Origin of the sequence: Pseudomonas sp. Lb2C2, assembly GCF_052112205.1 — a bacterium.
GTDB lineage: Bacteria > Pseudomonadota > Gammaproteobacteria > Pseudomonadales > Pseudomonadaceae > Aquipseudomonas > Aquipseudomonas kilonensis.
Map to the genome: position 1 here is coordinate 31614 of NZ_JAUTYW010000011.1, position 25768 is coordinate 57381.

Here is a 25768-nt window from a genome sequence, read left to right on the forward strand (position 1 = left end):
GGAGGACAGCTCATGCGAATTCTAGTGGTCAACGTCAACACCACCGAATCCATCACCCAGGCCATCGCCCGACAGGCCCAGGCCGTCGCCGCGCCGGGTACCGAGATCGTCGGCCTCACGCCGCATTTCGGTGCCGACTCCATCGAGGGCAATTTTGAAAGCTACCTGGCGGCCATCGCGGTGATGGACCGGGTGATGTCCTACGACCAGCCGTTCGACGCGGTGATCCAGGCCGGCTATGGCGAACACGGTCGTGAAGGCTTGCAGGAACTGCTCAACGTGCCGGTGGTGGACATCACCGATGCCGGCGCCAGCACCGCCATGTTCCTCGGTCACGCTTATTCGGTGGTCACCACCCTGGACCGCACCGTGCCGCTGATCGAAGACCGGCTCAAGCTGTCCGGCCTGTTCGACCGCTGCGCCTCGGTACGGGCCAGTGGCCTGGCGGTGCTGGAACTGGAGCAGGATCCGCAACGGGCGGTTGAAGCCATCGTGCAGCAGGCCGAACTGGCAGTGAGCCAGGACAAGGCCGAAGTGATCTGCCTGGGCTGCGGCGGCATGGCCGGGCTCGACGAGCAGATCCGCCAGCGCACCGGCGTGCCGGTGGTCGATGGCGTGACGGCGGCGGTGACCATTGCCGAAGCGCTGGTGCGGCTGGGGTTGTCGACGTCGAAAGTACGCACCTACGCGACGCCTCGGCCCAAGACCATCATTGGCTGGCCGGGGCGGTTTGGGCGGTGAGTCCACGGCTTTAGACTGAGGTGCCCCCGAATCGCGAGCAAGCTCGCTCCCACAGGTTTTTGTGTCGTGTGCACATGTTGTGAACACCCGTAAACCCATGTGGGAGCGAGCTTGCTCGCGATTCGGGCCAAGTCGGTCTGGAGCCCAGCTCAAACCGCACTGAACCGCCGCGCCAACCCCTGCTCGGCAAACTGCTCGATGATGAAATCCACGAACGCCCGGGTCTTGCCCGGCAACAGCTTGTGTTCGGCGTAATAGATGGAGATGTTGCCATCATCGACATACCAGTCCGGCAGCACCCGCTGCAGCGCCCCGGATTCCAGAAAGGGAACGGCGATCGGCATGCTCACCAGACCGATGCCCAGGCCTTGGGTGGCGGCCGCGCAGTCGGCTTCAGAATCGCTCATGGTCACGCGCGTCTTGAGCGTCAGCGGGCTGTGTTCCCGATTACGGCTGGTCAGTTGCCAGGAACGCACGCGCCCGGTTTGTGGTGACCGAATCAGGATGCCTTGATGCCCTGACAGATCTTCCGGCTCTGTCACCGCGGCATGGGTTTGCAGGTACTCGGTTGAGGCAACCAGCACCCGATGAGCCACCGTCAATTTGCGCGCCACCACTCCCTGGGGCAACTCGAAACCGCCGCCGATGGCGGCATCGAAGCCCTGGCCGATCAGGTCAACCTGGCGATTATCGAAATGCCAGTCCGGGTTGATCGCCGGGTAACGTCGCAGAAACTCCCCCAGCAACGGCACGACATACAATCGACCGAACGCCGTACCCATGCTCACCTTCAGCGTCCCCGCCGGTTGCCCGCCGGCGCTGGCCAGATTGGCGACGGCGTTCTGGATGGTGTTGAAGCTGCTGCCGACTTCCCCCAAGAACAACTGGCCGGCTTCGGTCAGCCTCAGGCTTCGGGTGCTACGCTGGAAGAGGCGTACGCCCATTCGCGCCTCCAGCTTGGCGACGCTTTTACCCACCGCGGCCGGGGTCACGCTCAGACGTCGCGCCGCCTCGGCAAAGCTGCCGACTTCGGCGCTACGTACGAAGCATTCGATACTGTTGAAGGTCTCCATGAGCCTCATTCTAAACTTTTGGTTTAGACAGACTATAGCAATGACGGTCTACACAGCCCACCGCACCTTCTTGATACTCGCCCCATCACCGCGGCATCTCGCCCCGGCACTTTTTGGAGAACATCATGAGTAACCCAGCACTGAGCGGTAAAGTCGCCTTGATCCAGGGCGGTTCTCGCGGCATCGGCGCCGCCATCGTCAAACGCCTGGCAGCAGAAGGCGCCGCCGTGGCCTTCACCTACGTCAGCTCCGGCGCAAAATCTGAAGAACTGCAGAACAGCATCACCGCAGCAGGCGGCAAGGCCCTGGCGATCAAGGCCGACAGCGCCGACGCCGAAGCCATCCGTAACGCCGTCGCGGCCACCGTCGAGGCTTTTGGCCGGTTGGACATCCTGGTCAACAATGCTGGCGTGCTGGCGATGGGGTCGCTGGATGAATTCAAACTCGAAGATTTCGACCAGACCCTGGCCATCAACGTGCGCAGCGTGTTCATCGCCACCCAGGCGGCAGCACGGCACATGGGTGAAGGGGGTCGGGTCATCAACATCGGCAGCACCAACGCCGACCGCATGCCCTTCGCTGGCGGCGCCACGTACGCCATGAGCAAATCCGCGCTGGTGGGCCTGACCAAAGGCCTGGCCCGTGACCTCGGCCCACGCGGCATCACCGTCAACAACGTGCAGCCCGGCCCGGTGGACACCGACATGAACCCGGCCGATAGCGACTTCGCCTCCAGCCTGTTGTCGCTGATGGCCATCGGGCGCTACGGCAACGTCGATGAAATCGCCAGTTTCGTCGCTTACCTGGCAGGGCCGGAAGCCGGTTACATCACCGGTGCCAGCCTGACCATCGACGGTGGTTTCGGCGCCTGATCCAGGCATGAAGAATGCGAGTCATGCTCCAACCCATGTGGCGAGGGAGCTTGCTCCCGCTGGGCCGGTCCGACGTTTCGGGCGCAGCAGCCCTTTCTTCAGGCCCACTCCAACTCCGGCAGACCGCAAAGGCTCGGCTGGAACATTTTCAAGGAGCGGATGATTCCGTCGGCGTGGGCGTACTTTTCATCCGCCATGGCCGAATCCGGAATGGCAATGGCGGTCATGCCGGCGGCTTTCGCGGCGGTCACGCCGAACGGCGAATCCTCGAACACCAGGCAGTCGCGCGGATCGACACCCAGGCGCCGGGCGGCGGTGAGGAAGATATCCGGCGCTGGTTTCGCCGCGCCGACCTCAGGGTCGTCCGCCGTCACGATGAAGTCGAACAGCGCGAACCAGTCCCGGTGCAAGGTGGTTTTCAGTGCGAACGTGGGGCTCGACGAACTGGTGCCCACCGCAATAGGAACATTGTGGGCCTTCAAATGCCGCACCAACTCCTCGGCACCGGGCATCCCCAGGGCGTGAGGAAAGCGCTCGCGCATCAAGGGCTCGCGGATGACCAGGAACTCTTCGGGGGTGATCGGCAATTCCAGCGCCTGGACGACGTAATTGGCCAGGTCCGTGGCCCCGCGCCCGATGATGTTCTGCTTGACGCTCCAATCGAACGTGCGCCCGTAGCGCTCGGCGATGATGGACGTGACCTCGGTGTAGATCCCCTCGGTGTCCAGCAACAGCCCATCCATGTCGAAAATCACAGCCTTGATCGGGCCAAACTCTTTCAGGGGTGCATTCATCGCATCTGATCCGTTATCAACACAACATTCCAGGGATGGCTCAGGTGCGGCCAGGGCAGCGTGTTCGCCTTAAAGGATTCAGCAGGATAACGAAGGGGGCTTGGAGCCGGCAATGGGAAATCTATGGACGGGGTCCGTGGCGAGGGAGCTTGTTCCCGCTTGGGTGCGCAGCAACCGTAGGATCGTGGGGGCTGCTTCGCAACCCAGCGGGAGCAAGCGCCCTCGCCACAGAAAGCGGATGGGTGTGAAGGGACGGTTATTGACCTGAGCTGCCGGAGCCGCCCGACCCCGAGCCGCTGCCGCCCGAGCTGCCACCGCTGTCGCGGGTACCGGTTCCTCCGTTGGTCCCACCGCCGGTATCGGCACCGCCCATCGTGCTGCCGCCACTCATCGAGCCGCTGCCCGTACCGGGGCTGGTGCTGCTGCCGCTGGCATCGCCGCCATTGCCGCCGCTCACTGAGCCCGGGGGCAAGGCGTTACCACTGGCGCCGGATTTGGAACCGGCTTCCATTTCCGAAGAAGGTGGCATCCCGCCCTTGTCCACGGGGGGTGTGCCGCTCGAAGATTGTGCGAAAGCGGCCAGTGAACTGAGCGAAAGAATCCCGGCGAGTGTCAGCGCGGTCATGCTGGACTTCATCATGGTGAGTCTCCTTTTCAAGATACTTACCTGATGTGTGGCACGCGTGGCGGGCCGATGGTGCCGCTGAATCGACAGGCGGGCCTGCGATCAGCTCGGCTTGCCGGAGGCATCGTCACCGGCGATGTCCGGGTCATCGGGGGTTGCCTCGACATCCTCATCGTCGTTGGGGGGACGCTGGTCGCGACTCAGGGAGTTGGTGGGCGAAGGCAGCGGGTATTCCGGGGTTTCATCCTCCTCGATCAAGGGGACCTGGGCGTCATCCATCAGGGAACCGGGGTCTTCATTGCCCGGGTCATTGACGACAGGCGTGCCCGAGGAGTCGTTCTCGTCCTTGTCTTGCGTTTGCGGCGTCATGGTACACCTCGCAATTGTTGATGGATGTATGAGTTCGAAGCGGGGGGGTGGCAATCGTTCCGGGGATTTTGATTTGCCGTTTTTTTTGGGGGGGTCAGGTGGAGTGTATATCCGTTTTTGTAGTAACGGCCGCTTATGGTTCCGCTCTTCCAGCGGCTCACTTTTGAGAAGCCCGGAAGCCGGCCCAGTCAAAAGTAAGCAAAACGCTTTTGCCCCACCACTCGGTGTCTCGCCTAGGCTCGGTGTGCCTGAACACAAGCATTGCTCCGTGGGCCACCGCGTGGCGGCCTGATAGCCGACCTGGTTCTCCCGGTCATACACCCATCACATCTGTGGGAGCAAAGCTTGCTCGCGATGGCGGTGGCTCAGTCACATGGATGTTGGGGTTGCTGGCCCCACGCGAGCAAGCTTTGCTCCCACAGGTGATCTTGGGTGTTCATGAGTTCTGTGTTCACTGCGGCCCAATGTGGGAGCGAGCTTGCTCGCGATGGCGGTGGTGCGGTTGCATAGCGGCTGGAGCTGTCTGTTGCGCTTGCTTTGGGCATCAAAAGAAGCACCAAAAAAACGGCGCTTCCCATTTCTGAAAGAAGCGCCGTTTTTACCAAGTGAACAGCATCACGGCACAAGGCCAGGTCTATTCATCCAAGCATGGGCTTAGCGATGCTTTTTCTTGTGCTTGTGCTTCTTGCCACCGGAGTGGCCGTCGTTGTCATTGGACAGGTTGCTGCCCAACGCGCCGCCCGCCGCGCCGCCGATGCCTGCGCCGATGGTGGAACCGGTGGAGCCGCCCAGGCGGTTACCGACAATCGAACCACCGGCCGAACCCAAGCCACCGCCAATGGCCGCTTCGGTGCGGCTGCCCTTGCGAGCGCCCACCGCACTGCCGGCTGCGCCGCCGACGCCCGCGCCAATCGCGGCGCCGGTGCTGCCGCCCATCTGCTGGCCGACCACGTTGCCCAACACACCGCCCAGACCACCGCCGACCGCGGCGGTACCGTCGCCGGCAGCCATCGCGCCCTGGGCAACCACCAACCCCAGTACCAAGGTGGACAAAGTCAAACGCATGATAGAAACCTCAAAAATGCCGCATCGGGGAGAAATGGCCGGTGCGCGCGGGCGCGAGTTTACGCCAGACAGCGTCAGCCATAACGGTTGGACAACGAAATGGGGGTTTATTTTATGACAGGCAAAAAAAAGCCCGCTGGGGAAACGGGCAGGTACTGCTTTCTAACGGATGAGCTGAGAGTACGTACCTGCTTGTGAAAGAAACGTGAAAGAAAACGCCAGTTGAGAAAAGATGAAAAATATTTATGTAGAAGCCCCAGAAGCGGAACGCGAAGCGTCCCTGGCAACGATCAAAAAAAAGGGCTGCTATGCAGCCCGGCGGGAGCAAGCTCCCCTACCACGATCCACGTCACTTTCTGACCGGGACCCTGGGCAAGAACTTGGCCTTCTCCCCTCGCTGCACTTTGGCCACCTTCGTCCTGATGGACTTGATCGGCTCGTCACCGAAGTCCGCATGATAGGCCGACTGGCCACACTGCAACCCTTCATTGATCGGATACGCGGCAGTGTTCTCCTCGCTGTACGGTGCTCCCATTGCCTTTCCCCTTTCATCGAGGCCCATACCGGCAACAACCGGTTGCCTGACAATATTGACCTTCACGGCAATGAGACTAGTCGGTCATCAACAGACTGTTGATTCAACAACGCCCTTGGCCGACGAATGGAACTCACTGTTTCAAAAAGGAAACACTCATTCAGTCCCCAGTATCGTCCGGTTTAGAACCCGGGAAACCTGATCCGCGGAATAGGGTTTGGACAGGAATTCAAAGCCCTCATGGCCGCTGTGGGCCAACTCTTCGCTGTAACCAGAGGTCAGCACCACCGGCAAATCCGGGCGCCGCTGGCGCAGTTCCCTGGCCAGGGCAATGCCGCTGATGCCGGGCATCACTACGTCAGAAAATATCGCGTCGAATGCCATCGCATCCGGACCAACCATTTCCAGCGCTTCTTCGGCGTTGGTCGCCCAGGCGGTTTCGTAGCCCAGGTCCTGGAGGATCTGGTTGGCAAAACGCCCCACCTCCAGGTTGTCTTCCACGATCAACACCCGACACTTGCCCTTTTCCGGAAGCAGGTGCGTGTGCTCTTCCCGGACAGGCTCATGGTTTTTCTCGGGCGCCACTTCCGGCAGGTACAAGGTGAACACCGTGCCCTCGCCCACCACGGTCGAAACATCGACGTTGCCACCGGACTGCTTGGCAAAGCCAAACACCTGGGACAAGCCCAGCCCCGTGCCCTTGCCCACTTCCTTGGTGGTGAAGAAAGGTTCGAAGATGTGCTCGAGCACTGGCGAATCAATACCGGTACCGGTATCCGCCAGGGCAATGGCAGCAAAGGATTGTCCGGCCCCGGCATGACCACGGATCGGCGGCATGCCACCGCCGCAGCTGAGCCGAAGCCACAACGTGCCCTGGCCATTCATGGCATCCCGGGCATTGAGGGCCATGTTGATCAGCGCGGTCTCGAACTGGCTCAGATCCGCCCGGATGTAACAGGGCCGATCGCACAACTCGACGTGGACCTGGATCCGTGCCCCGGTGACGGTTTGCAGCATGTCCCCCAGGCTCTGCACTTGCTTGCCCACATCGATGACTTGCGGCTTCAACGGCTGGCGCCGGGCAAACGCGAGCAACTGGCTGGTCAACTTGGAGGCGCGCTCAACGGTTTCGGACACCGCCGTCATGTAGCGTTGCCGACGCTCCTCGGACAGGCTGGGCATGCGCAGGAAGTCGACCGAAGAACGAATGATCGTCAGCAGGTTGTTGAAGTCATGGGCCACGCCGCCGGTGAGCTGGCCGATGGCTTCGAGCTTTTGCGATTGGCGCAGCGCCGCTTCGGTCTGTTTCAAGCGCGTGGTGCGCTCCTCGACCCGTTCTTCCAGCGTCGCGTTCAATTCGGCCAGGGCCGCCAGGCCTTCGCGCACGGCAGCGTCGGCACGGGCGCGCTCGATGTGGGCCCAGGATCGCTCGGTGACTTCCATCAGCAGCGCCAGGTCGTAGGATGACCAGACCCGCGGCGTTTTATCGTGGATCGCCATCAGCGCGGTCAATCGCCCGCCCTTGATCAACGGCACGCAAATGGTGGCCGCGATGCCAAGGGCTTGGAATGCCGCCGCTTCCTCCGGCGCCAGTTCCTTGAGGTTATCGTTGATCACCAGCGGCTTGCCGGCCCGCAGGTTAGTGACGGCCAGCCGACCGAAATCAGCCAGTCGATAATGCCCAAGGATATGCGGCGACCCCATCCTGGCCCAATCGCCGCGAATGGTGAAGCCGTCCTCGTTCTCATCCATGTCCGCGTAGGCACAGTTGGACAGGTTCAGGTGCGCCGCCAGGATCCGTGTGGTGGCTGCCATGATGCTCTGCGGGTCGGTGGCGTTCGCCACGGCATTGCCGATGGCATCCAGCACGGCCAGGCGCTGGGTCATGAACACCGTGGACGTGGTCTCGGTGACCGTATCCAGCATGCCCACGACCTTGCCGAACTGGTCACGGATGGGGCTGTAGCAGAAGGTGAAATAAGCCTGCTCAGGACCGCCGCCGCGCTCGATGACCAGGGGGAAGTTCTCTATAAAGGTCGCTTGCCCATCGAAGGCGCCCTGCACGATCGGCCCGATATCGTTCCAGACCTCCTGCCAAACCTCATTGAACGGCCGCCCCAGCGCCTCGGGCTTGCTGCCGAGGATCGGCAGGAACGCATCGTTGTACAACGTAATCAGGTCCGGCCCCCATACGATGGCCTGGGGAAAATGCGAGGCGAGGCTCAGCGCCACGGTGGTCTTCAATACATCAGGCCAGTGGGCAAGCGGCCCGAGCGGCGTGTCCTCCCAAGGATGGCGGCGAACCCGCTCAGCCATTTCTCCATAGCTCTGGAGCCAATCTGTCATTGCGTTCGATCCTTCTGAGCCGCCAATACCAACGAGGGGAAAAGCTTGTGACCCCAAGCAGGGCCGTATTATCCCGCGCCGGGTGGGAATGCGCGATTGGATTGTGGGAGGCGTCGGGGGGCAAATGGGGGATGAAAGGCGAAAATGGGGGGTGGGGCTACAGAAAGGTCCTACATATCGTTGGGAATTGGCCTGCGCATCAATCTATTGCGTGATTTTTGTGGGGGCGTTCATAGTCTTGGGATTGCCCAGATGCCAAATGGGTTTGCTGACTCGATAGAAGGAGCATCTGGCGTTGATGGAGAACATTGAAGGAGTTCAGGACGGCCTGAAAGACGAGAATGCCGCAAGAGACAAGTCACACGATGATGCTTTTGCAGCCAGATGCTTACAAAGCTTGGCAGTAACCGAGGACCTATTTCTATACCAAAACAGCAATGCCACAGATCTGCGCCAGTTAATGCCAGAAGTGAGTCTTGGCACTAAACTCGTAAGTGTCGTCGCCGAAAAACATTACGTCGACACAGAGGTCTACACATTCCGTACGGGTGGAACAAATGGTCACTATTTTTCGGTGATGGTGACGCCTGGCGAGGTTTGGATCGACGTCAGTTTGGTTGATCCCGGTCGAGGAGGTAACGGTATCTACGCTGCGGTAGGCGCATTTGCAGCGAATACTAGGCGAGAATTTATTGGCGATCCTGAGGGGCTTTCAGACATTGCTGCGCGCCGACGGACTGACGCGATGCTTTCCTCAGCCCTAAAACAACGGACGACTAATCACATCAGGCCGCATCAACGCCAGATTGACGGTGATGAACGGCTAGGCATCCCGTCGATCAAATGGATAGACGATGATACTATCGGCAATATCCAACGTATGCTTGAGACAGCATATGAATCCTTAGCCTTCTACGTGCCGGAGGTACGAAATGCTTGCTACGACTTCGAAAGTAAAACCTTCCGCGACGTTGCGGGCGGACAGCTTCTGGATGAAGATTTGGCAGAGTGGAGTTTTGAGCATCCAGGAAGCCGAAAGGCGGGCGCTGGGCTCGCAACGTTTAAAAGAGGCTTACTCGTCGGTACCCTTCTACGCCAGGAAAGCGGCTCGAGATCCGCAATTTTGGAGCAAGTTTTACGCGAGCCGCGTGAATTCGTAGAGAACGGCAATCTCGCTGGGACTTTCTATTAGCGATACTGAAATCCCGCCCAATCCGTACGTATCCGTACCTAGTTGTGTTCGTCACCCCCATCCCACTTCCATGACATTTACCCATCGAAAGATGTAGGTGACGGCCTACGGCGTTGTAAGACGTACAGCTCGGATGCTTACGACGATGGCAACATCCTACATATGGTTGGGAATCCCCTTCCCTATCAATCCCTTGCGTATTTTTTGCTGAGGCGACTATAGTCTTGGCGTCGCCCAAATGGCGACCGGGTTTGGCGACCCGCAGTGGGATGCAAAAACGCTTGTTTTGTTGCAGGCGTTCTTGCATCTGTAAAGTTGTCGTTATGGCAGCTGTACGCGGGAGACCTCCGGGTCTGCCGGCTTCCACTCCGGTTCGCCAACCTGCGTACAGTTGCCACCTTTCGTTTGGCGACGATTAGGTGGTGAAACTTTCCCAGTGGAGCTTACTTATGAACCGATATATGGGCCTTACCAGCAACGCCGACGACCAACCCCTCTACGTCGATACCACCGCCCCGCTACACATCCTGCTCGACTCAGCCTCCTACCGAATCCGTGCCGCTACCCAGTTCCTGGAGAATTTGGCGATGCGCGATGGACAGACCATCGACCCCGCGACCTTGCAAGATCTGGCGCAGCTTTGCTGCATCCCACTGCGTGATGGGTGCGATGTGATGGATGTGATTGCGCGACGATTGGATGCGGCACCGGCAGGTTCCACTCTATAAGCCTGCCAACCGACAACCTGTGGCGAGGGAGCTTGCTCCCGCTGGGCTGCGCAGCAGCCCCTTTTGTGAGCGCTTCGCACTCAAGCGGGAGCAAGCTCCCTCGCCACGGTCCATCGTTTTTCTTGCGGGAGTAGCATTACGGTAGTCCCACTTTTGGTTTGCATACTAGCCTTCCAAAGGTCCGCACAAGGATGTCGAAAAAAACCATGCCTGACCGCAAACAACTCCACCAAGACGGCTACGCCCTGCTCCGTCAAGCGATCCCGACCGAGTGGCTGGCCGACCTTCGTGCCGTGTTTGATGCGGGCGTGAAACCGTCGGACCAATGGCCAGTGCCCCGCGGCATGGACTGGCGCTATTCGATGCTGGACGATGATTCAAAGATTCAGGCCGTATGTCGTCTACCCCAGCTACTGTCGGTGGCAGGTGAGTTGATCGGCGAGCAATTCTTCCTCTCCCAAGTGGAAGGCCGCGAGCCCCTGGCGGGTAACGGCCACCAACAACTGCACCGCGACTTGTCAGCCCAGCGGCCAGGCGACATCGCCATCGCGCTGGCGTTTTTCGACGATTACGGCCCCGAGAACGGCGCGACACGGATCGTCCCCGGCAGCCATCGACCTGAGCCGGGCGCCCCACCCTTCGACTTCAATGACGAGTCACGCGCCGTACAGCTTTCAGGCTCTGCCGGTGACATCCTGGTGTTCGATGTCGACCTGGTACACGCGGGCAGCCTGAACGTGATCGGCGCACGCCGTCGTTCCATTCTGATCAGCTATTTCTCTGAGTCGCTCTACGCGTCACACCTGGAAACCGTGGCGCTGCGCAATATTCGTATGGACACCAGCGACCGCTTCGCCCCCTCGGAGTTTGCTTTCGGAGGCTAGGTTTTTAGTCGATAAAGGTTATGCGCAGCGGTTCGAATCTGAGCTTTAATGCCCGAGCTTGTCGACAACCCCATTCGTCTAATCAAGGAAGAAACGACATTGAAAACAGCTTTCGGCGCCCTGTTGTTGGCCTGCCTGACAACGACCGCATTTGCTGACGAAAACCCCGTCGGTTTCCAATCCTCCACCCTGCCGGATCCGCACAATGGCCGCGCACTGGAGATGGTCGTTTGGTACCCCAGCGCAACGACCGAAACCCCGCAACTGATCGCCGATAACGCGGTGTTTGTCAGCGCAGCTGCCGTGCGTAACGCGCCGCCCACTGCCGGCGAACACCCATTGGTGGTGCTCTCCCACGGATACCGGGGCAACTGGAGCAACCAGATCTGGCTGGCCAGTTCCTTGGCCCAGAAGGGTTACATCGTCGCCGCCATCAACCACCCCGGCAGCACCACCCATGACCGCAGCCCGCAAGCAGCGGCGCAGTTATGGCAGCGACCCGTTGACCTGCGCCGAGCCATCGATGCGGTCACGACCCAACCTGAAAAATTTGGCCGGGTCGCCAATGGCCGAATTGCAGCCGTGGGCCATTCACTCGGCGGCTGGACTGTCCTGGAAATCGCCGGCGCTCGCTTCGACCCAGAGCGCTTCGCCCAAGACTGTAAAACCCACCCGCAGCTAGCCAGCTGCACCGTTTACGAACTGATGAACCCTGCCAGCACCCCTGAATCAAAGGCCGAACTGGCCGCCGATTGGCGCGATAAACGCGTCACTGCGGTGGTGACATTGGACCTGGGCCTTTCACGGGGCATGACCGATAAAAGCTTGGCCGCGCTGCCTGTCCCCGCCCTGGTGATCGCGGCTGGCGTACCGTCGCGAGAGCTTCCCGCCGAGTTGGAATCTGCCAACCTGGTAAAACGTCTACCCCAAGCATCAAGCCGTTACGTTGAGATCAAAGACGCGAGCCATTTCAGCTTCATGTCGATGTGCAAACCTGATGCGCAGAAGATCCTCGAAGAGCACGTGCCGGGGGATGGCATTATTTGTCAGGATGGTGATCTCGGTCGTGCTCGTGGGGTGATTCAGCAGCAGGTTGTATCGCTGATCGCGGCGTTTCTGGCGCAATCACCTGGAGAGCTTGAGAAGTAGGCTAGATGACGATCCCCACCGGCATGCTCGGCACATCAAGCCCGACTTTCACACGGTCCAGCGCCACGATTGTCTTGAACCAGGTCACGTTGGAATTTTCGGCAAACAATCGCCGCGCCAACGCCTGGTATTCGTTCATGCTGGCAACGGTTAATACCAGGACGAAATCCACTTCGCCGGTGACGTAGTAGCACTGCTGAACTTCGGGCACCGCGAAGTGTGCCTTCATCGCCTCCAGTGCCTCGATGCTGGTGCGCTCTGCCATCACTTCAACAATGATCGTGATCGGCCGTCCTACGGCGGTGGGATCCACGATGGCTACGTTGCCCGTGATGACGCCCCCCGCTTCCATCCGCTTGATGCGGCGCTGAACGGCGGCCGTGGAAAGATTGACCTGCTCGGCCATGAGGCGCAGCGGCGTCGTGTTGTCGCGCTGGACGAGGTCCAAGATGGCCCGGTCGAATTTGTCCAACGATTCAAGTGCTGCGTCGTTTTTGGCCATGGTAAACCCGTGAGAAATTTTCTCGAAAACTAACAGAAAACCGCACCCCTTTATCTAGCCAAGAGAAATATTATCTTGCCAGCAGTCTGCGTACGCAGCCTTAGTCGCAACACACACAGGATATTATTGGCATGCTCGCACTGTTCCATCTTTCCCCAGTCCTGTTGGTTACAGCCATGCTCGTCGGGCTGCGCCGGCCACCCATGCACGCCGCCATTGCAGGCACTGCATTAGTCTTGGTGCTCTGGCTCGCCGGCGCTGCCGACGCGTGGCGCCTGGGCAGTATGGTGGCCGCTGCTCAAGATACGGCCGTGCTGTTTGCAAGTACGGCTTTCGTGATCGTTCCAGGTCTGGTCTTCGTGATTTTTATTGAGCGCATGGGCGTGAACCTGGCGCTTAGCCAATGGGTGCGGTCGCTGGGGCTTGGACGCGGCGATCAAGTCGTGTTTATCGTTCTTGGACTGGCACCGTTGCTCGAAGCGATGACCGGCTTCGGCGTGTCGTTGATCGCCACGGTGCCCCTGCTGCTCAGTCTCTTCGAACGTCGGGTCGCGCTACGAATAGCACTGACCGGCATGGCAATCATGCCCTGGGGAACGCTGGGCCTGGCATCGGTCATTGGTGCTTCGTTGGTTCACCTGGACGCACCTGCGCTGGCATCGACCTCGGCACTGACCAGCGCACCGGTTTTTTTGGCCCTCAGTGCAATCGCGCTATCTCTTGCAGGCGTTCGTGACTCGCGGGAATGGAGGGCGTTGGGCGCTTTCTGGCTGCTGTTTGTGGGCGTGCTTTACGGTGCCAGTCGGTGGCTGGGGCCGGAAGTGGCTGGCGTGGCCGCGGGCCTGGTGACGGCCACAGCGGTACTCTCTGCGGGGCTGTGGCGCTTGCGCCGCAACGATAGCGAGCGCGGTGCGGTGCAATGGCCGCGTCAGGCATGGCCGTATCTGATGCTGATTGTCTGCATTGTCGCGTTGAAGATGGTGTGGGCGATCACCTCCTGGCAGGATCACTGGGTTGTACAGGGCGCCCAAGTCACTTGGAAGCCACTCGCCTCACCCGGCCTGGCACTGGTTCTGGTGCTGATCGGGCTAGGGTTTCACACGCGCCGCACGCAACGCCAGACAGCACTCGACGTCAGCATGCCTGCTGCGTTGGTGGCGCGGGCGAAGCGACCCCTGTTGACCATTTTCTTCTTCCTCGCGATGTCGCAGATGATGGTGAAGGCCGGCTTCCTCGCGGGTTTGATGCAAATGCTGGCGGGCCTGTCGCCCGCCGCCGCGACGTCGCTGGTGGCCCTGTTTGGCGCGCTGTCAGGCTACATGACCGGATCGAATGTTGGCGGCAACGCGATCTTCATGCCGGCCATCGCCATGTTGCCCGAATCCTCTCGCCTGTTGCTGGCTGCCGTTCAGAACAGCTCGGCTGGGCATGCAGCGCTGGGCTCGCTGTCGGTTGTCATGCTGATCCTGGGACTTGCCAAGACCCAGGCGAAAGAAGAAGGCGAACTGGTAAGGTTTGGCTTCACGCTGGTCTGTCTCAATACCGCGTTAGTCGCGTTGGGCGCGGCGTTGCTGAATGGATGGTTTGAATAGCAGGGTATTGGCAGATGGGCGCCCCAATGAGCAACGTGCGACTTAGCGACTGTAATAACCACCATAAATCGGGTTGCGGCCCTTCTTCACTTTTTCATTTTTGAAGCGCAGGAGAAACGATGACGGGTTCGCCAGAAGAGAACGGTCTATTCCCGGCCAGCCCACAGGGCGATCTAGACGTGGCTGATGGCACGGGTTTCGCCGCCTGGGCTCGCGTCTGGGCGGAGCTTGGCGTCGGATGCGCGTCACGAGAGACGTACGAAGAACTCATTCGACACTACTGCGAGCCGCACCGCGCCTACCACAACCTCCAGCACCTGAAGGAATGCCTTCAAGTGCGCCGATTCGTCAACGCGGCCTGTCAGGTCCCCGCCGAAATCGACCTCGCGCTGTGGTTCCATGACGCGATCTACGACCCCCTTCGCAGCGACAACGAGCTGCGCAGTGCGCAATGGTTGGACGACGTGGCACGTGATAGTGGCCTGGGCGATGAAACGCGACGCAGGCTTTACGACCTGATCATGGTGACGCGACACGACGGCGCCCCGGCGTCGGCAGACGAAGCGGTGTTGGTGGACACGGACCTGGCGATCCTTGGAGCGTCGTTCGAACGGTTCGAGGAGTACGACCAGCAAATTCGAAGCGAGTATCAGTTTGTGCCTCTGCCTGTGTACCGCCAAAAGCGGCGCCAGGTCCTTGAAGGCTTCCTGGCGCGCGGGCGGATCTATACAACCGCAGCGTACTTCGACGCATTCGAGCAGCAGGCACGCGCAAATCTTGCACGCGCCATCGAACGTCTCGACTGAAGGCTGGATTCAAGCGGCGAAGGGATAACTTACTCCCCTGACTGCAATCGCTTCATGGCTTCGAGAAGCTGGCCCTCAAAGTACTCGCTCCCATCTCGTTCCTGCTCTTTTATGCGGCGCTTTGCTTCGATAAGCATCTGCATGACAGCGATGTCCTGATTCAAAAAAGTGGCAACCATCAGGTCGTTCAAATTTGCTAAAGGGGTGTCCCAGACCTCCCTGCAACGCTGCATCAGACCTGTAGGTGAATCCCCACACCACGGACCTAAAAGACTTGAGACTGTAAGATTCGAACTCATGAACCGACCTCTGAAAGAAATCGAAGGGTTGGTCATTTCGCATGACCGGGAGATAGCTAAAAAACGAGATCGGATGACTACTTTTGGCCGATTAGTGCCGATGGATACGGGCAGCAATCGACCCGTTGCGGACAACTCGGGCCTGAGCCCGAATACGTCCGCGCACAGCTTGGCTTCCGCCATTCAGGTCAACCGGTGTTGCGTTTCAGAAAATCCTCGATAAGGGTTGCGAAATAAGGCGGGCACTCCTGCATCGGGTAATGACCGCAGTTGGGGATGACGTGCAGTTCTGCGTTCGGATGCCACGCCAGAAAGGTGCGCGTCATAGCCGCGGAATCAAGTCCGGGATCCTTGTCGCCGACAATAATCAAATACGGTGTTTCGAGGCCTCGAACGTCATCAACGAAATTTGCTGTGACCAGCATTTCGAGGTACTTCGCCCGGCAGTCTGGTGAGACTGTGTCGCGGCTTTGTTGGACCTTGAGATCAACCCACTCATCGGAGAGACCTCCGGTCACGAATTTGAACAGGCGCCGAAGGGCCTCGTCGTCTTCTATCGTGCTGGCAAAGAACGCCAGAGCCTCTGGACTCAACCGATTGCCAGCGGCAGAAACGGGACACACCGCTATCGCGCTCGCGATGCGAGACGGGGCGTCCGCCGCGATACGTTGCGTGATCATCCCGGTCATCGAGTGGCCGACCACGTGAAAGCGCGTCCAACCGAGCTGGTCGACGAGCATGAGGCAATCGGAGGAAATCTCCTCTACTGTAAATTCGCCAGCCAATTCAATGGATTGCCCGTAGCCACGCACGTCAACGAAAACATAGGTAAACGCGTGACCGTCAAGACAGGGCATGACGGCGTCGTAGCTGGAGTGGTCGCCCAGCCAGTCATGCATGACCAGCACGTGAGTGGGGCCATTGCCGTACCGCACATACCCTAAGGTGGTGTCAGATCCGAAGCTGATTTCAACGGGGGCTTTCATTTCATGGTTCCTTTGTGGCTGGGGGAACCAAAACGAAAACGCCCTCCCGGCGAACCGGGAGGGCGTTTTGAAAGAGAGGCAACCCTATCAATCTCTTGAATCAGGGTCAACAGGCGAGGGCGCCGACGGGCGTATGGCCGAAAGCGGTCAGTCATGACCAGCTTAAAAGCGGAATTCATCCACCCAATCAGTCTTCAAATCAACCGATCCACAACCCTCGCATTCCACAATTCCCGATACCGCTCCCGCCACCCCGGACTGCCCTTATCCAACCACTCCAACGTCGCCTCAATACTCTCAGGGCTGATGATGAAGTGATTGATATGCTCCTCGATCCGCTCTTGCGATAAATGCAGCGAATCCAGATAGCCATTGAAAGAATCCGCCAGCACCACGTACTCATCGCCCTGCTGACGGCGACCGGTCCAGGCAGGCAAGCCCGCCACCATCGCCGCCACATCCTGGCGCCCTTCCCGCAAATCCAGCAGCAAGATACTCGCGCCGCCGTCGCGACCGATCGGCAGCAATCCCGTTGCGGGGAAGCCGGGCTGGGCCCGCAGTTGCTCCAGTTCAAAGGGGTTGGATTCATACTCTTTGTCCGGGTCCAGCCCGTACAGCGAAAAACTAAGCAGTTCCTCATCGCCATTGGCGAGCGTTGCAAGCACATCGTATTCCACGTAGGCGCCGTTGCAGGTCTTGAGGAACTGGCGATAGTCGCCCGGCAAGCGAGCCCCCAAGCTGCTTTCCAGTTGCGCGATGGCGCGGTCGGTGGCGCCTTCACGGGTGTCTTCGAGGATGAGTCCGCGGTAGTCAGTCATTGATATCTCGAAAAGGTATTGGGTCCTGAAGGTCTTGAAACACGCCGCGCCGCACAATCAGTCCGACACGTTGATAACAAGTGCTCCGCTCACTCGTTGGCCAGATGTCTCTCGATCAGCCTCGCCGCCTCATGTGCGTGAGTAAAGCCCAAGCTATGATCGGCGCCAGGGAAAACGTGCAGTTCAGCGCGGGGCAACAGTTGGGCAAGGTACTGGCCGACGCGAACGGGGCTGATCGGATCAGCGTCGCCCCAGAGCAGCAGGACCGGCATGCGCAGCTCGAGCAAGCGGGACGTGAGGTCGGTGCGGTCGTCGAGAAACCAACTCGGCAGTGTCGAGTTGGCCGCCGCAAAATCCGGGCGCCAGTCCTGTGCGCCCAGCGCCGACATGTCCACCCCGCCCGAGGTGACAGTCAGCACCAGGTGGGTGATCAGTTCAGGGCGTTCAAGAGCTGCGAGCACAGCGACGATACCGCCCATGGATTGCGCCACCAGCGCTGTGGGTCGGTCGATCTCGGCCAGCACACGCGCCACCAGGTCGCTCATGCCGGTCACGCCGGGAACGGGTGGCGTGTCTCCAAAACCGGGCCAGCCTATGTGTACTTGCTGCGCCGGGTGGGCCAAGCGCTCGGCGACCGGATACCAGAACTGGGTGTTGCCTGAGGCGCCGGGCAGGAAGATGAGTTTGGCGGGGGATGCGGTCACGGGTTCGTCCTTGAGGGTGGAATTGAAAGGGTCAGCAGGAGGCCGCCAGGTTCGATGACCGGCTCCAGCATCACACCACACTCGCCCGTTGCAGGCTGCTCATATGCCCAACACCCGCCGCCTGCAAACGACTCACCAATTCCTCCCGCGCCGCTCGCCCTCCCGAACGCACGTACTCCAGCTCCGCCGCCGTAATCAATACCACCGGTACCAATCTGACCGGGGACAAAGGCATGTCATCCAGTTGGGTCGGAAAATCCGGTTCCGGCGCGCCGAGCAGAACGCCAGTGGAGTCGTCATCGGTCACGAAGAGTTTGGGCAGTTGATCGCTCATGTGGTGCGATTGGCTGAGCCCGGGCAGTTCAAGGGATAGCGCCCCGTGCTGGTCAAGTTGGTGGGTGATACCGCCAGCGTCGGCCACGGTTTTGGCGACGTGCTCCAGCAGCTCGAAGGCCCAGCTGCCTTTGAAAGGATCGACCTCCCCCACGGGGCCATAGGCGTGCTCGGGGATATCCGCGGTTTCGACGAACAATTCCATCTCGAAGCCGTTGCCCATTCCTTCCGTATCATCGAATGGGTCGGACAGGCCTTCAGTGGCGAGAATGATCGTGTCGCCACGGCGAACCACACGGTAGGCCTGGCGGGTCGAAGGCCAGTACGGGCCGCCGGAAAAGGTCGGGCTGATCAGGTAGGCAAGGACATCCCGCTCGACCGTGCCGACAGCGCTCCAATGACGATCCAGGCACGCTGCGCCAGCCTCCCGGACGGCCAGATTGGCGGCTTCAGCCTCGATCAGGTCGCCAAGCTCGTGGGGTTGCGGCGCAGGCTGGTCGTCTTGGGTTTCAGGGGCTTTCGATGAACCGAATAGCTTTTTGAAGAAATTCATGGGCGTTCCTTGCTGGATTTTCGTTCAACCTCGCCCGTGTCAGCACTCGCTGATCCGATGGCCGGCGTTGGGCGCATTGTGGCGTGTTGGCGTTGATATGAAAACGCGGGCAGGCACTTGCGAGCAGTTTCGACGAAAGGCGTGACAATCAGGCTATACACCGTCAGGTAACGCTGGTGGTCCTGTTCTCCGGTGCCGAAACGCAAGTGCTCAGGCTGCGTGCTGGTGACATAGAGCGTGCCGAACATCCAGTCCCACAGCGACAGGTTGACGCCGAAATTGCGGTTGAAATGACGCGGTGCATCGCTGTGGTGGATCTGGTGCTGGGCCGGACTGTTCAGCACATGTTCCAGCAGCGGGCCAAAGGACAGCCAGACATGGGTGTGACGCAAGTTGGCCGCCAGGCTATTGAAGATGAACACCAGGTACGTCACGCCAAACAACGTGTAGCGGCTGATCTCACCACCACAGGCGTACCAGAAGCCACCCGCGAAGAGGCCCAGGCAGGCAGTAACGCCGAGCTTCTCGACGATCTTCTCCACAAAATGCACCCGACTGGCCGTAGCCGGCACCAGCACGGGCGCCGAGTGATGCACCTTGTGAAACGCCCAGAGCCAGCGCGAATGAAACGCCCGGTGCGCCCAGTAGTGGACGAAATCCTTCACCAGGAACACCCCTAGCCCGTAGAGCAAGGCGAGCGAAAGACTCTCCCCCAGACGCGGACGCGCGCCCCAGAGGTTGCTGAAAAAAGCCAGGTAATCCCCGGAGCGCAGGATGTACGGATCGACCAGATGAACAATGGGCAACACCAAGGCAATCTTGAGAATGGCCCGGACGAAGTAGTAGCGATAGTCCAGCAACGCCGAACGATGCAGGTACACCCCACGACCGCCGATGAATTGCCAGAACGAACGAGCGTCAGTCAGGCCGCGGTGTTTTCTGAAACGATACAGGCCATAGGCGACACCGTAGGAGGCGCAGAGAAACAGGACGCCGAGGCGGCCGTTCAGGTTGAAAATGCCGAGGAACTGCTGGGTGACGGGTGCGATTACCCATGCGCTCAGGTGTTGATAGACAAGGGAAAACGCATCCACGAAAGGCCGGTCTCTGTCGAAGGAACGGCATTGTAAATCAGTCGCGTTGGGCTGGGCTTGGGTTTTCAGGCATTTTCTGGGGGTGGCCGCTCAAAAAAATCTAGGGGCGGCCCGATCTAACACGACGCATATGGATGAGTGCGGTTCTACGATTATCTGGAGAAACTCGCTCTTCGACAGCGAAGGGCAAAAAGCCCAGCTTTGGATAAAGCAGCAAGCCTGCCGTGTTTTCATTGAAACACGATACCTGCACCTCAGTGGCGTCATAGCGGTCGAACGCCAGGGCCGTCATCGTCTCCACGAGAAAACTGGCAACGCCTTTACCTCGAGCCTCTTGGGCAACGATGACATTGCCGATACAGCAAACCCCACCTTTTTCAGCCCGGTAGAAGTTAGCAAAACCAACGACACGGCTCCCAGCCTCGACGACCGTCGAATCGAATCGTTGAGCGATGGCGTCAGACAGCTGAGCCTCAGTCAGAGGGTATTGGGCTTTCGGGAACATATAGAACAGTTCCCGAGCGTCCTGCGCAAAACTACAGAGGGTCTTGATGTCATCAGCCGTCACTGGCCTGCTTTGCAATTGCATTGGGCGTCTTTGAGATCTATGCACTTGGTGCGCGAAAAGTTATCAAGCTCGCTGGCCGTGGCTCAGGATCATCGAGAAATGATGCAAATCTCCATAGTCCTGTGGCGAGGGAGCTTGCTCCCGCTGGGTGGCGAAGCCGCCCCAAAACGTTCTTCCGGACAAACTGCATCAATCGGTCTACGACGGCTGCGCCGCCGAGCGGGAGCAAGCTCCCTCGCCACGGAGTGTGTATCTATTCAAACCATGTTGTAACTTGTTGCCGCCTTCGCGAGCAAGCTCGCTCCCACAGGAGATTGGCGGTGGGTACCCGTTCTGTGAAGCGCAGCCTGAACGCGTTAAGAGCTGCTGCGAGCTAAGAGAAATCCGCAAACTGACTCAAATGAAGATTTTCTTGACGCACTGAATGTCCTGCAAATCCCTGCTCCAGGATTGAAACACCTGCCGACTCAGCCTTGACTCATCGTCCCCGAAAAACTCGCCTCCACCGGCCCGATAAGAAAGACCGAACCTACACCATTCCATTGCACCGTCACGCTTCCGCCATCACATTCAACCTCAACGCGCGGGTCCAACAAACCACGACGAATTCCATTAACAACCGCGCCGCACGAGCAAGAACCTGAACCCAGCGCGATCCCAGCACCGCGCTCCCAGATGCGCAACCGAATATGCGTGCGATCAATGATCTGAACGAAATGCACATTGGTCTTGAGCGGGAACAGCGCGTTGGTTTCGATGGCCGGGCCGATGGTCGCGATATCAACGGTTGCCAGATCATCGACAAAATAGGTGCAGTGCGGATTTCCCATGCTGCAGGCGGCTGGACTGCCGGCAAGTGGCAACACAGCGGTATCCCGCTCTTGCGCCAAAGGAATGTCCAACCAACCGAAAAGTGGCACACCCATATCGACGGAAATGTCGCCGGTCGGAGTACGTTCGCACGTGAGCAGACCTCGGTTAGTGCGCAGCGCTACCGAAGTCACATCTGCTTCGCGCATCAGCATATCCGCCGCCCCCCGCGTCGCACTGCCACAAACGTCCAGCGCGGAGCCATCCGCGTTCCAGAACATCACGCGCGCATCGGCATCGTCGCAATCGAGCAACACCGCGAGTTGGTTGAAGCCCACGCCCCGGTTCCGATCCCCCATTCGCTGGGCCATGGCACTCGTCACCGGGTTGGCCGAATGTCGCGAATCGACAATAACGAAGTCATCGCCATTGGCATGCATCTTTTGAAAGTTCAGCGGCATGCAAACGCCCTGCTGGAGATGGAAATGGAATTACCGTCAGGGTCTTTGGCGTTGGAAAAAGAATAACCGTCCGCCCTGTGCGTAGCGCCAAACCTCAGGCCTTGGGCCAGGCACTTGGCCTTGAAACCCTCGACATCCTGGAGATCAAAGACAAGCTTCACGGTGACTTGCCCTGTTTTAACGGCCTTCCCTGCCGGGTGAACCATCAGGATCGCGCCACCGTTTGCCGGGCTCAATTCGGTGACGCGGTCATCGGTTTTTCTTTCACTGGTAAAACTGAAATGACGCTCATAAAAATCGCAGGTCGCTTGAACGTCCCGGACATACAGCATGATTCGATTGAGTGACGGTTGCATGTGTTCTTCCTTGATCATTATTGGCGATGAAATTCATGATGGCCAAGCTTGATTCCGTTCAATGTGCTCCGAATTTGGCCTTCCTCTCAAACCACGCCTCGCGCGTCATCTCCCAAACCTCCTTGAGCAAAACCCCACAGACAAAATCCCCTTCCTGCGTCCCGATCAGACGCATGCCTTCGCGCTCCGAAATCCTGCGCGAAGCCTGGTTGCCCACCGCCTTGGGCACTTGCATGACAGGGCGCCCCAGCGCTTCAAACCAATAGGCATTGATCACTTCACAAGCCTCGCGCATGTAGCCCTTTCCCTGCCATTGCGGCGCCAGCCAGAAACCTCGGTGGTTGCCAGGCTGATCGTAGAGGCTGATGCTGCCGATGCCCTGTGTCGGTTCTTCAGCAATGCGGATCATCCAGTGCCACTCGCGTCCGGCTGCAATAGCCGGGAGTGCATGGTCGCGCACGTACGTCAGCGCGCCGTCATCCGGGTAAGGCCAGGGCACGCGGCTGTCCAGGTAACGGACCACTTCCCAATGGGGAAATAGCTGTTGGATCGCCGGTGCATCCGTCAGCTCAAGGGGTGTGAGGATGAGGCGGTGGGTTTGGAACGTGGGGCTGGGGCTCATGATGAAACTCCTTTTTCAACGTTATGGCGTCCTGGGAAAACCCTCCACGCTAAAAGTTCTCCGTCACCCTGCACAGTTTGCTGTCCTTCAAGAATGAACGGGGAAGTTGCGTCGTTGCCGCGGGCAGTTGCTTGAGCCTCACCCCACACTCATAACGCCCCGCAGCGTCCAGTTGGTAATCCTCCCCTGCCTTAGGGACAAAGCTGAACATGTTGTAGCATTGAGCACCGATGTAATGAAAAGCAATGGGCTGCCCGGCAGGCACCAGCAGCTCAGTCATTACCGTGGAAGATGAGTGTTTGTCGTCATCTGGCATGCCCAGGCTTTCGCCGTTGCGATTGGCGTAGCCATCGCGGAACGCCACCATGACGCCCGCGCCCGGCAGGCGGAAGTCCACGCAATCGGACTTGGGTACGGCCCTGACCATGCCATCGCTGATCACCCGCAAGCGCGCGGTCTCGCCACCGTCAGGCGTTGAGTAAGGGGTGGAGAAAGAGCGGACATCCGACAGCGCTCCACAGCCGGTGAGCAGGGTCAGTAAGGTGAAGTTCCAGGCATGTCGCAGGACGCGGGACGTCGCGCGCGGGCAAATGTCAGTTTGGGCGTTGAGGGGGCGTGGCGATTGGCTCACGATGATGCTCCATGCGGGTCAGATATCCAGGGCCAACGACGGTCGAGAGGAACGCGATGCCAGCGCGAGATTTTATAGAGGGTTCGGGGACTGGCTGCAATGGCCGACGTATCGGGGCGCGTGTCATCCTGAACTTCCGTGAATCGACAACCAACCCTGCCCCTTGATCAGCAGATGATTGCCCTACCCCTTGTCCGGCTCTTTGGCTGTCTTTCTGCGGCCGTTCGAAGTTACTACTTTGTATTCATTCGATATGAGCCGTCACCTTTGCTGAGGCCGCAGTCAAGAAAGCACTCGGCTCCATCGCAAACCGCTCCGCCAGCGCATACGCCATCTTGTGGCTGATAGGTCTATCGCCATTGAGCACTTTGGACACCGCCGTTTTATCACCGATTTCAGGGAGGTCTGAACCGGTGAGCCCGAGCGTCTCCATCAGATCCTTGATCAATTGCACAGGCGTGCAGGTCGCCTCAAAAGCGGCATTCGACTCGCGAAACTGTTCGCAGTTGCGCTGGTAGCCCAGGATTTCGTCCTCGAGCTCAACGAGAATTTCCTCCTCGGTCTTGCTCAGTTCGCGCCCGTCGGTGAGCGCATCGAGCAGGTCGGTCGCACGCTCATAGTCCGCAGGGGTCTTGATGCCACGCACAAACTCACCGCGCAGGCGATCCAGTAACGCATGTAGCTCGCCAAGCGTTGCGATCACGGTTTGAAATTCGTTCCAGGCTGCGCTCATCGTCTTACCCCCTTGTTTCTTGCATACCAACTGTTGGCAACGTCGTAATCGGCATGCGTGTAGATGTGTTTGACGCAGAACTTCTGCCGGGTGTAGTTGACGCCACCTATCACCCTGAGATTATTGCCGCCTACGTCGATCACCACCCAGTTCATTGCGGCTCTGGGCTTGAACAAAACACCGTGCGTACCGAACAGCTTTTGCAGGTCCGCGAACGCTTTGGGGCGTGCCATCCTCAAAATGCGCAGGCATCGATCAAGCCCGGCCTTGTCGTTCGGGTACAAAATCGCAGCGTCGTCAAAACGTGATGGCGTGAGTATATCCATGGGCTTCCTTGTCTTTGAGCCGACGGTACTCTGGTTGTGTTTTTTCACAACTCCAGTTTATTGGCGGCAGCGGGACTCATACGGTGGCAAGCAGACGATTTGGCCGGCAGCATTGGGCCAAATGGGTTATCACCTACACATCCCGAGACAAAAACATGAACCCTGTCGACTCGAACCGCCTGAAAACCTGGCAAGCCCTTTCCTCGCTCTTCCTGGATACCGAGATCGACGACCTGACCTGCGACCACATCGCTCGCGTAGTCCTTGAAACCAATTATTCGCCAAAGGAAATCCACAGCATCCTGTGGAATGAAGTGTTCCCGGTGCTCGAAGCGAACCTCAGGTCCGTGGCGGGTGAATGGGCGGGATGGACGGACGAATGGCTGCTGGAGCACCTCAGTGCAAGCGATGAGCTGGAGCCCAGGAAAGGCCGCGGCAGCATTGCCAAGGAGATTGCCAGGTGTTGGAGCCAGGTCGCGAAGCGGCTCCCACCTGGATACGCTTGATACAACTGCATTGCCTCGTGACGAAGTAATGGTGGTAGATTTCGACGGCATACGTCGAGGATCAAATGTTTCCCAACCGTAACGAATACCGGAAGGATTCCGGGTAGATGCTGGTTTGGCCGGTAATGTGAAAATCACAGGGAGTGACGCAGTGACGATTATCAAGTTCAGCTACAAAGATGCGAGGGGTAATTTGAGTGTCCGTGAACTGATCCAGTGGTCAGAGAACTCACTCTACATTCAGGGACGATCCACTGGCGACTCATTCCCAAAAACCTTCCGAAAGGATCGAATTGTCGAGATGTTGTCGGGCGCGGAGCTATTACTGAACGACGCCGCCCCTCCCGCTCCAAGGCTTTCGCCAAAACCAAAACCGTCTGCTTTGGCAGCACTTGGGGCCGCCTCCAATTGCCCCCACCCCAAGTCGCCGCCCGGCGGGATAAATCAAATTCTTTTCACTGGTTTTGCTGCAGCGCATCGTGCAGAGCTCGAACAGAAGGCGCAGGATTTTGGGTTAAGGGTGATGAGTACTCCCGGCAAGACTCTGACGTTTCTTTGCTATGGCGATAACGCCGGCCCGACCAAGGTTGCAAAGGCACTAGCGGCTGGTGCTTTCATCTTTGATGCGGAACAGTTTTTGAACTTGCTCACTACGGGCGAGATGCCTTGAGACATCCGATGCAGCGTCGGTCGAT

Annotated in this window: 31 protein-coding genes; 10 read left to right on the plus strand and 21 right to left on the minus strand. The window is 59.2% G+C overall.

All coding sequences use genetic code 11. The annotated features are described in order from the left end of the window. Positions 1-12: 12 nt before the first annotated feature. Entirely contained in the window at positions 13-741 is a 729-nt protein-coding gene (locus Q7F16_RS27440) for an aspartate/glutamate racemase family protein (RefSeq protein WP_018600232.1), read from the plus strand. Between the two features lie 149 nt (positions 742-890). On the opposite strand, the gene Q7F16_RS27445 is transcribed toward Q7F16_RS27440, so the two are convergent. Then, positions 891-1814 carry a LysR family transcriptional regulator gene (locus Q7F16_RS27445; protein ID WP_409557372.1) on the minus strand — a complete coding sequence of 308 codons (924 nt, stop codon included), beginning with the start codon at positions 1812-1814 and terminating at the stop codon, positions 891-893. Between the two features lie 125 nt (positions 1815-1939). Between Q7F16_RS27445 and Q7F16_RS27450 the strand changes: the two genes are divergently transcribed. After that, on the plus strand, positions 1940-2686 hold the full coding sequence (locus Q7F16_RS27450; RefSeq protein WP_409557371.1) for a 3-oxoacyl-ACP reductase family protein: 747 nt from the start codon (positions 1940-1942) through the stop codon (positions 2684-2686). A gap of 98 nt (positions 2687-2784) precedes the next feature. On the opposite strand, the gene Q7F16_RS27455 is transcribed toward Q7F16_RS27450, so the two are convergent. The 6 genes from Q7F16_RS27455 to Q7F16_RS27480 form a co-directional block, all read right to left on the minus strand. Then, a complete protein-coding gene (locus Q7F16_RS27455; RefSeq protein ID WP_046065793.1) occupies positions 2785-3480 on the minus strand; it encodes an HAD-IA family hydrolase in 696 nt (231 codons plus the stop codon). A 256-nt stretch (positions 3481-3736) separates the two neighbouring features. After that, positions 3737-4120, minus strand: a complete 384-nt coding sequence (locus tag Q7F16_RS27460; RefSeq protein WP_409557370.1) for a hypothetical protein — start codon at positions 4118-4120, stop codon at positions 3737-3739. A gap of 87 nt (positions 4121-4207) precedes the next feature. After that, positions 4208-4474: a hypothetical protein gene (locus Q7F16_RS27465; protein ID WP_046065791.1), complete on the minus strand. Its 267-nt coding sequence runs from the start codon at positions 4472-4474 to the stop codon at positions 4208-4210. A 654-nt stretch (positions 4475-5128) separates the two neighbouring features. Continuing rightward, the gene (locus Q7F16_RS27470; RefSeq protein WP_014339430.1) at positions 5129-5539 is read right to left on the minus strand and encodes a glycine zipper domain-containing protein; all 411 of its coding nucleotides are present in this window, start codon (positions 5537-5539) and stop codon (positions 5129-5131) included. A gap of 349 nt (positions 5540-5888) precedes the next feature. Next, a complete protein-coding gene (locus tag Q7F16_RS27475; protein WP_225919106.1) occupies positions 5889-6140 on the minus strand; it encodes a hypothetical protein in 252 nt (83 codons plus the stop codon). Positions 6141-6230: 90 nt separating this feature from the next. Further along, positions 6231-8420 (minus strand): GAF domain-containing hybrid sensor histidine kinase/response regulator, encoded by a 2190-nt coding sequence (locus Q7F16_RS27480; RefSeq protein ID WP_409557369.1) that lies wholly within the window; start codon positions 8418-8420, stop codon positions 6231-6233. 298 nt (positions 8421-8718) lie between these two features. On the opposite strand from Q7F16_RS27480, the gene Q7F16_RS27485 reads away from it, so the two are divergent. The 4 genes from Q7F16_RS27485 (at position 8719) to Q7F16_RS27500 (ending at position 12373) form a co-directional block, all read left to right on the plus strand. Beyond that, entirely contained in the window at positions 8719-9612 is an 894-nt protein-coding gene (locus Q7F16_RS27485; protein ID WP_409557094.1) for a hypothetical protein, read from the plus strand. Positions 9613-10061: 449 nt separating this feature from the next. Continuing rightward, complete coding sequence (locus Q7F16_RS27490) at positions 10062-10340, plus strand: short-chain dehydrogenase (protein ID WP_339505179.1); 279 nt, start codon at positions 10062-10064, stop codon at positions 10338-10340. Positions 10341-10546: 206 nt separating this feature from the next. Then, entirely contained in the window at positions 10547-11224 is a 678-nt protein-coding gene (locus Q7F16_RS27495) for a phytanoyl-CoA dioxygenase family protein (RefSeq protein WP_409557130.1), read from the plus strand. 99 nt (positions 11225-11323) lie between these two features. Beyond that, positions 11324-12373: an alpha/beta hydrolase family protein gene (locus tag Q7F16_RS27500; RefSeq protein ID WP_409557131.1), complete on the plus strand. Its 1050-nt coding sequence runs from the start codon at positions 11324-11326 to the stop codon at positions 12371-12373. Between the two features lies 1 nt (position 12374). On the opposite strand, the gene Q7F16_RS27505 is transcribed toward Q7F16_RS27500, so the two are convergent. Next, the gene (locus Q7F16_RS27505; RefSeq protein WP_046063735.1) at positions 12375-12875 is read right to left on the minus strand and encodes an Lrp/AsnC family transcriptional regulator; all 501 of its coding nucleotides are present in this window, start codon (positions 12873-12875) and stop codon (positions 12375-12377) included. Between the two features lie 131 nt (positions 12876-13006). Between Q7F16_RS27505 and Q7F16_RS27510 the strand changes: the two genes are divergently transcribed. Further along, on the plus strand, positions 13007-14467 hold the full coding sequence (locus Q7F16_RS27510; RefSeq protein WP_409557095.1) for a transporter: 1461 nt from the start codon (positions 13007-13009) through the stop codon (positions 14465-14467). A 119-nt stretch (positions 14468-14586) separates the two neighbouring features. Further along, positions 14587-15273: an HD domain-containing protein gene (locus Q7F16_RS27515; protein WP_409557096.1), complete on the plus strand. Its 687-nt coding sequence runs from the start codon at positions 14587-14589 to the stop codon at positions 15271-15273. Positions 15274-15302: 29 nt separating this feature from the next. Here the strand turns inward: Q7F16_RS27515 and Q7F16_RS27520 are convergent, their stop codons facing one another. The 13 genes from Q7F16_RS27520 to Q7F16_RS27580 form a co-directional block, all read right to left on the minus strand. Next, positions 15303-15572 carry a hypothetical protein gene (locus Q7F16_RS27520; protein ID WP_152667552.1) on the minus strand — a complete coding sequence of 90 codons (270 nt, stop codon included), beginning with the start codon at positions 15570-15572 and terminating at the stop codon, positions 15303-15305. A gap of 188 nt (positions 15573-15760) precedes the next feature. Next, a complete protein-coding gene (locus Q7F16_RS27525; RefSeq protein WP_046063732.1) occupies positions 15761-16558 on the minus strand; it encodes an alpha/beta fold hydrolase in 798 nt (265 codons plus the stop codon). Between the two features lie 194 nt (positions 16559-16752). Further along, positions 16753-17376, minus strand: coding sequence for an SMI1/KNR4 family protein (locus tag Q7F16_RS27530; RefSeq protein ID WP_409557097.1), 624 nt, complete (start codon positions 17374-17376; stop codon positions 16753-16755). 89 nt (positions 17377-17465) lie between these two features. After that, positions 17466-18080 carry an alpha/beta fold hydrolase gene (locus tag Q7F16_RS27535; RefSeq protein ID WP_409557098.1) on the minus strand — a complete coding sequence of 205 codons (615 nt, stop codon included), beginning with the start codon at positions 18078-18080 and terminating at the stop codon, positions 17466-17468. Positions 18081-18150: 70 nt separating this feature from the next. Further along, complete coding sequence (locus Q7F16_RS27540) at positions 18151-18966, minus strand: suppressor of fused domain protein (protein WP_409557099.1); 816 nt, start codon at positions 18964-18966, stop codon at positions 18151-18153. Beyond that, positions 18963-20060, minus strand: a complete 1098-nt coding sequence (locus Q7F16_RS27545) for a sterol desaturase family protein (RefSeq protein ID WP_409557100.1) — start codon at positions 20058-20060, stop codon at positions 18963-18965. Before Q7F16_RS27545 ends, Q7F16_RS27540 begins: the two co-directional genes overlap by 4 nt. A 100-nt stretch (positions 20061-20160) precedes the next feature. Next, a complete protein-coding gene (locus Q7F16_RS27550; protein WP_409557101.1) occupies positions 20161-20649 on the minus strand; it encodes a GNAT family N-acetyltransferase in 489 nt (162 codons plus the stop codon). 446 nt (positions 20650-21095) lie between these two features. After that, positions 21096-21899: a diaminopimelate epimerase gene (gene dapF / locus Q7F16_RS27555; RefSeq protein ID WP_409557102.1), complete on the minus strand. Its 804-nt coding sequence runs from the start codon at positions 21897-21899 to the stop codon at positions 21096-21098. Continuing rightward, positions 21890-22255, minus strand: a complete 366-nt coding sequence (locus Q7F16_RS27560; protein ID WP_041476060.1) for a VOC family protein — start codon at positions 22253-22255, stop codon at positions 21890-21892. The genes dapF and Q7F16_RS27560 overlap by 10 nt, the downstream gene beginning before the upstream one ends. Positions 22256-22313: 58 nt before the next feature. Further along, a complete protein-coding gene (locus Q7F16_RS27565) occupies positions 22314-22877 on the minus strand; it encodes a GNAT family N-acetyltransferase (RefSeq protein ID WP_046063723.1) in 564 nt (187 codons plus the stop codon). A 49-nt stretch (positions 22878-22926) separates the two neighbouring features. Next, positions 22927-23508, minus strand: a complete 582-nt coding sequence (locus Q7F16_RS27570) for a hypothetical protein (protein ID WP_409557103.1) — start codon at positions 23506-23508, stop codon at positions 22927-22929. Between the two features lie 244 nt (positions 23509-23752). Further along, on the minus strand, positions 23753-24241 hold the full coding sequence (locus tag Q7F16_RS27575) for a helix-turn-helix domain-containing protein (RefSeq protein WP_014339451.1): 489 nt from the start codon (positions 24239-24241) through the stop codon (positions 23753-23755). Continuing rightward, positions 24238-24567 carry a type II toxin-antitoxin system HigB family toxin gene (locus tag Q7F16_RS27580; RefSeq protein WP_014339452.1) on the minus strand — a complete coding sequence of 110 codons (330 nt, stop codon included), beginning with the start codon at positions 24565-24567 and terminating at the stop codon, positions 24238-24240. Before Q7F16_RS27580 ends, Q7F16_RS27575 begins: the two co-directional genes overlap by 4 nt. Positions 24568-24722: 155 nt before the next feature. Here Q7F16_RS27580 and Q7F16_RS27585 point away from each other — a divergent pair, with 155 nt between their 5' ends. Further along, positions 24723-25073: a DUF7079 family protein gene (locus tag Q7F16_RS27585; RefSeq protein ID WP_409557104.1), complete on the plus strand. Its 351-nt coding sequence runs from the start codon at positions 24723-24725 to the stop codon at positions 25071-25073. A 151-nt stretch (positions 25074-25224) separates the two neighbouring features. Next, entirely contained in the window at positions 25225-25743 is a 519-nt protein-coding gene (locus tag Q7F16_RS27590) for a BRCT domain-containing protein (protein ID WP_144090981.1), read from the plus strand. Positions 25744-25768 lie beyond the last annotated feature (25 nt).

What these genes read in the sequence shown, in the direction of transcription:
- Q7F16_RS27440 (WP_018600232.1), top strand. Translation starts at nt 13, where the DNA reads ATGCGAATTCTAGTGGTCAACGTCAACACCACCGAATCCATCACCCAG.
- Q7F16_RS27445 (WP_409557372.1), bottom strand. Translation starts at nt 1,814, where the DNA reads ATGGAGACCTTCAACAGTATCGAATGCTTCGTACGTAGCGCCGAAGTC.
- Q7F16_RS27450 (WP_409557371.1), top strand. Translation starts at nt 1,940, where the DNA reads ATGAGTAACCCAGCACTGAGCGGTAAAGTCGCCTTGATCCAGGGCGGT.
- Q7F16_RS27455 (WP_046065793.1), bottom strand. Translation starts at nt 3,480, where the DNA reads ATGAATGCACCCCTGAAAGAGTTTGGCCCGATCAAGGCTGTGATTTTC.
- Q7F16_RS27460 (WP_409557370.1), bottom strand. Translation starts at nt 4,120, where the DNA reads ATGATGAAGTCCAGCATGACCGCGCTGACACTCGCCGGGATTCTTTCG.
- Q7F16_RS27465 (WP_046065791.1), bottom strand. Translation starts at nt 4,474, where the DNA reads ATGACGCCGCAAACGCAAGACAAGGACGAGAACGACTCCTCGGGCACG.
- Q7F16_RS27470 (WP_014339430.1), bottom strand. Translation starts at nt 5,539, where the DNA reads ATGCGTTTGACTTTGTCCACCTTGGTACTGGGGTTGGTGGTTGCCCAG.
- Q7F16_RS27480 (WP_409557369.1), bottom strand. Translation starts at nt 8,420, where the DNA reads ATGACAGATTGGCTCCAGAGCTATGGAGAAATGGCTGAGCGGGTTCGC.
- Q7F16_RS27485 (WP_409557094.1), top strand. Translation starts at nt 8,719, where the DNA reads ATGGAGAACATTGAAGGAGTTCAGGACGGCCTGAAAGACGAGAATGCC.
- Q7F16_RS27490 (WP_339505179.1), top strand. Translation starts at nt 10,062, where the DNA reads ATGAACCGATATATGGGCCTTACCAGCAACGCCGACGACCAACCCCTC.
- Q7F16_RS27495 (WP_409557130.1), top strand. Translation starts at nt 10,547, where the DNA reads ATGCCTGACCGCAAACAACTCCACCAAGACGGCTACGCCCTGCTCCGT.
- Q7F16_RS27505 (WP_046063735.1), bottom strand. Translation starts at nt 12,875, where the DNA reads ATGGCCAAAAACGACGCAGCACTTGAATCGTTGGACAAATTCGACCGG.
- Q7F16_RS27510 (WP_409557095.1), top strand. Translation starts at nt 13,007, where the DNA reads ATGCTCGCACTGTTCCATCTTTCCCCAGTCCTGTTGGTTACAGCCATG.
- Q7F16_RS27515 (WP_409557096.1), top strand. Translation starts at nt 14,587, where the DNA reads ATGACGGGTTCGCCAGAAGAGAACGGTCTATTCCCGGCCAGCCCACAG.
- Q7F16_RS27520 (WP_152667552.1), bottom strand. Translation starts at nt 15,572, where the DNA reads ATGAGTTCGAATCTTACAGTCTCAAGTCTTTTAGGTCCGTGGTGTGGG.
- Q7F16_RS27525 (WP_046063732.1), bottom strand. Translation starts at nt 16,558, where the DNA reads ATGAAAGCCCCCGTTGAAATCAGCTTCGGATCTGACACCACCTTAGGG.
- Q7F16_RS27530 (WP_409557097.1), bottom strand. Translation starts at nt 17,376, where the DNA reads ATGACTGACTACCGCGGACTCATCCTCGAAGACACCCGTGAAGGCGCC.
- Q7F16_RS27540 (WP_409557099.1), bottom strand. Translation starts at nt 18,966, where the DNA reads ATGAATTTCTTCAAAAAGCTATTCGGTTCATCGAAAGCCCCTGAAACC.
- Q7F16_RS27550 (WP_409557101.1), bottom strand. Translation starts at nt 20,649, where the DNA reads ATGCAATTGCAAAGCAGGCCAGTGACGGCTGATGACATCAAGACCCTC.
- dapF (WP_409557102.1), bottom strand. Translation starts at nt 21,899, where the DNA reads ATGCCGCTGAACTTTCAAAAGATGCATGCCAATGGCGATGACTTCGTT.
- Q7F16_RS27560 (WP_041476060.1), bottom strand. Translation starts at nt 22,255, where the DNA reads ATGCAACCGTCACTCAATCGAATCATGCTGTATGTCCGGGACGTTCAA.
- Q7F16_RS27565 (WP_046063723.1), bottom strand. Translation starts at nt 22,877, where the DNA reads ATGAGCCCCAGCCCCACGTTCCAAACCCACCGCCTCATCCTCACACCC.
- Q7F16_RS27575 (WP_014339451.1), bottom strand. Translation starts at nt 24,241, where the DNA reads ATGAGCGCAGCCTGGAACGAATTTCAAACCGTGATCGCAACGCTTGGC.
- Q7F16_RS27580 (WP_014339452.1), bottom strand. Translation starts at nt 24,567, where the DNA reads ATGGATATACTCACGCCATCACGTTTTGACGACGCTGCGATTTTGTAC.
- Q7F16_RS27585 (WP_409557104.1), top strand. Translation starts at nt 24,723, where the DNA reads ATGAACCCTGTCGACTCGAACCGCCTGAAAACCTGGCAAGCCCTTTCC.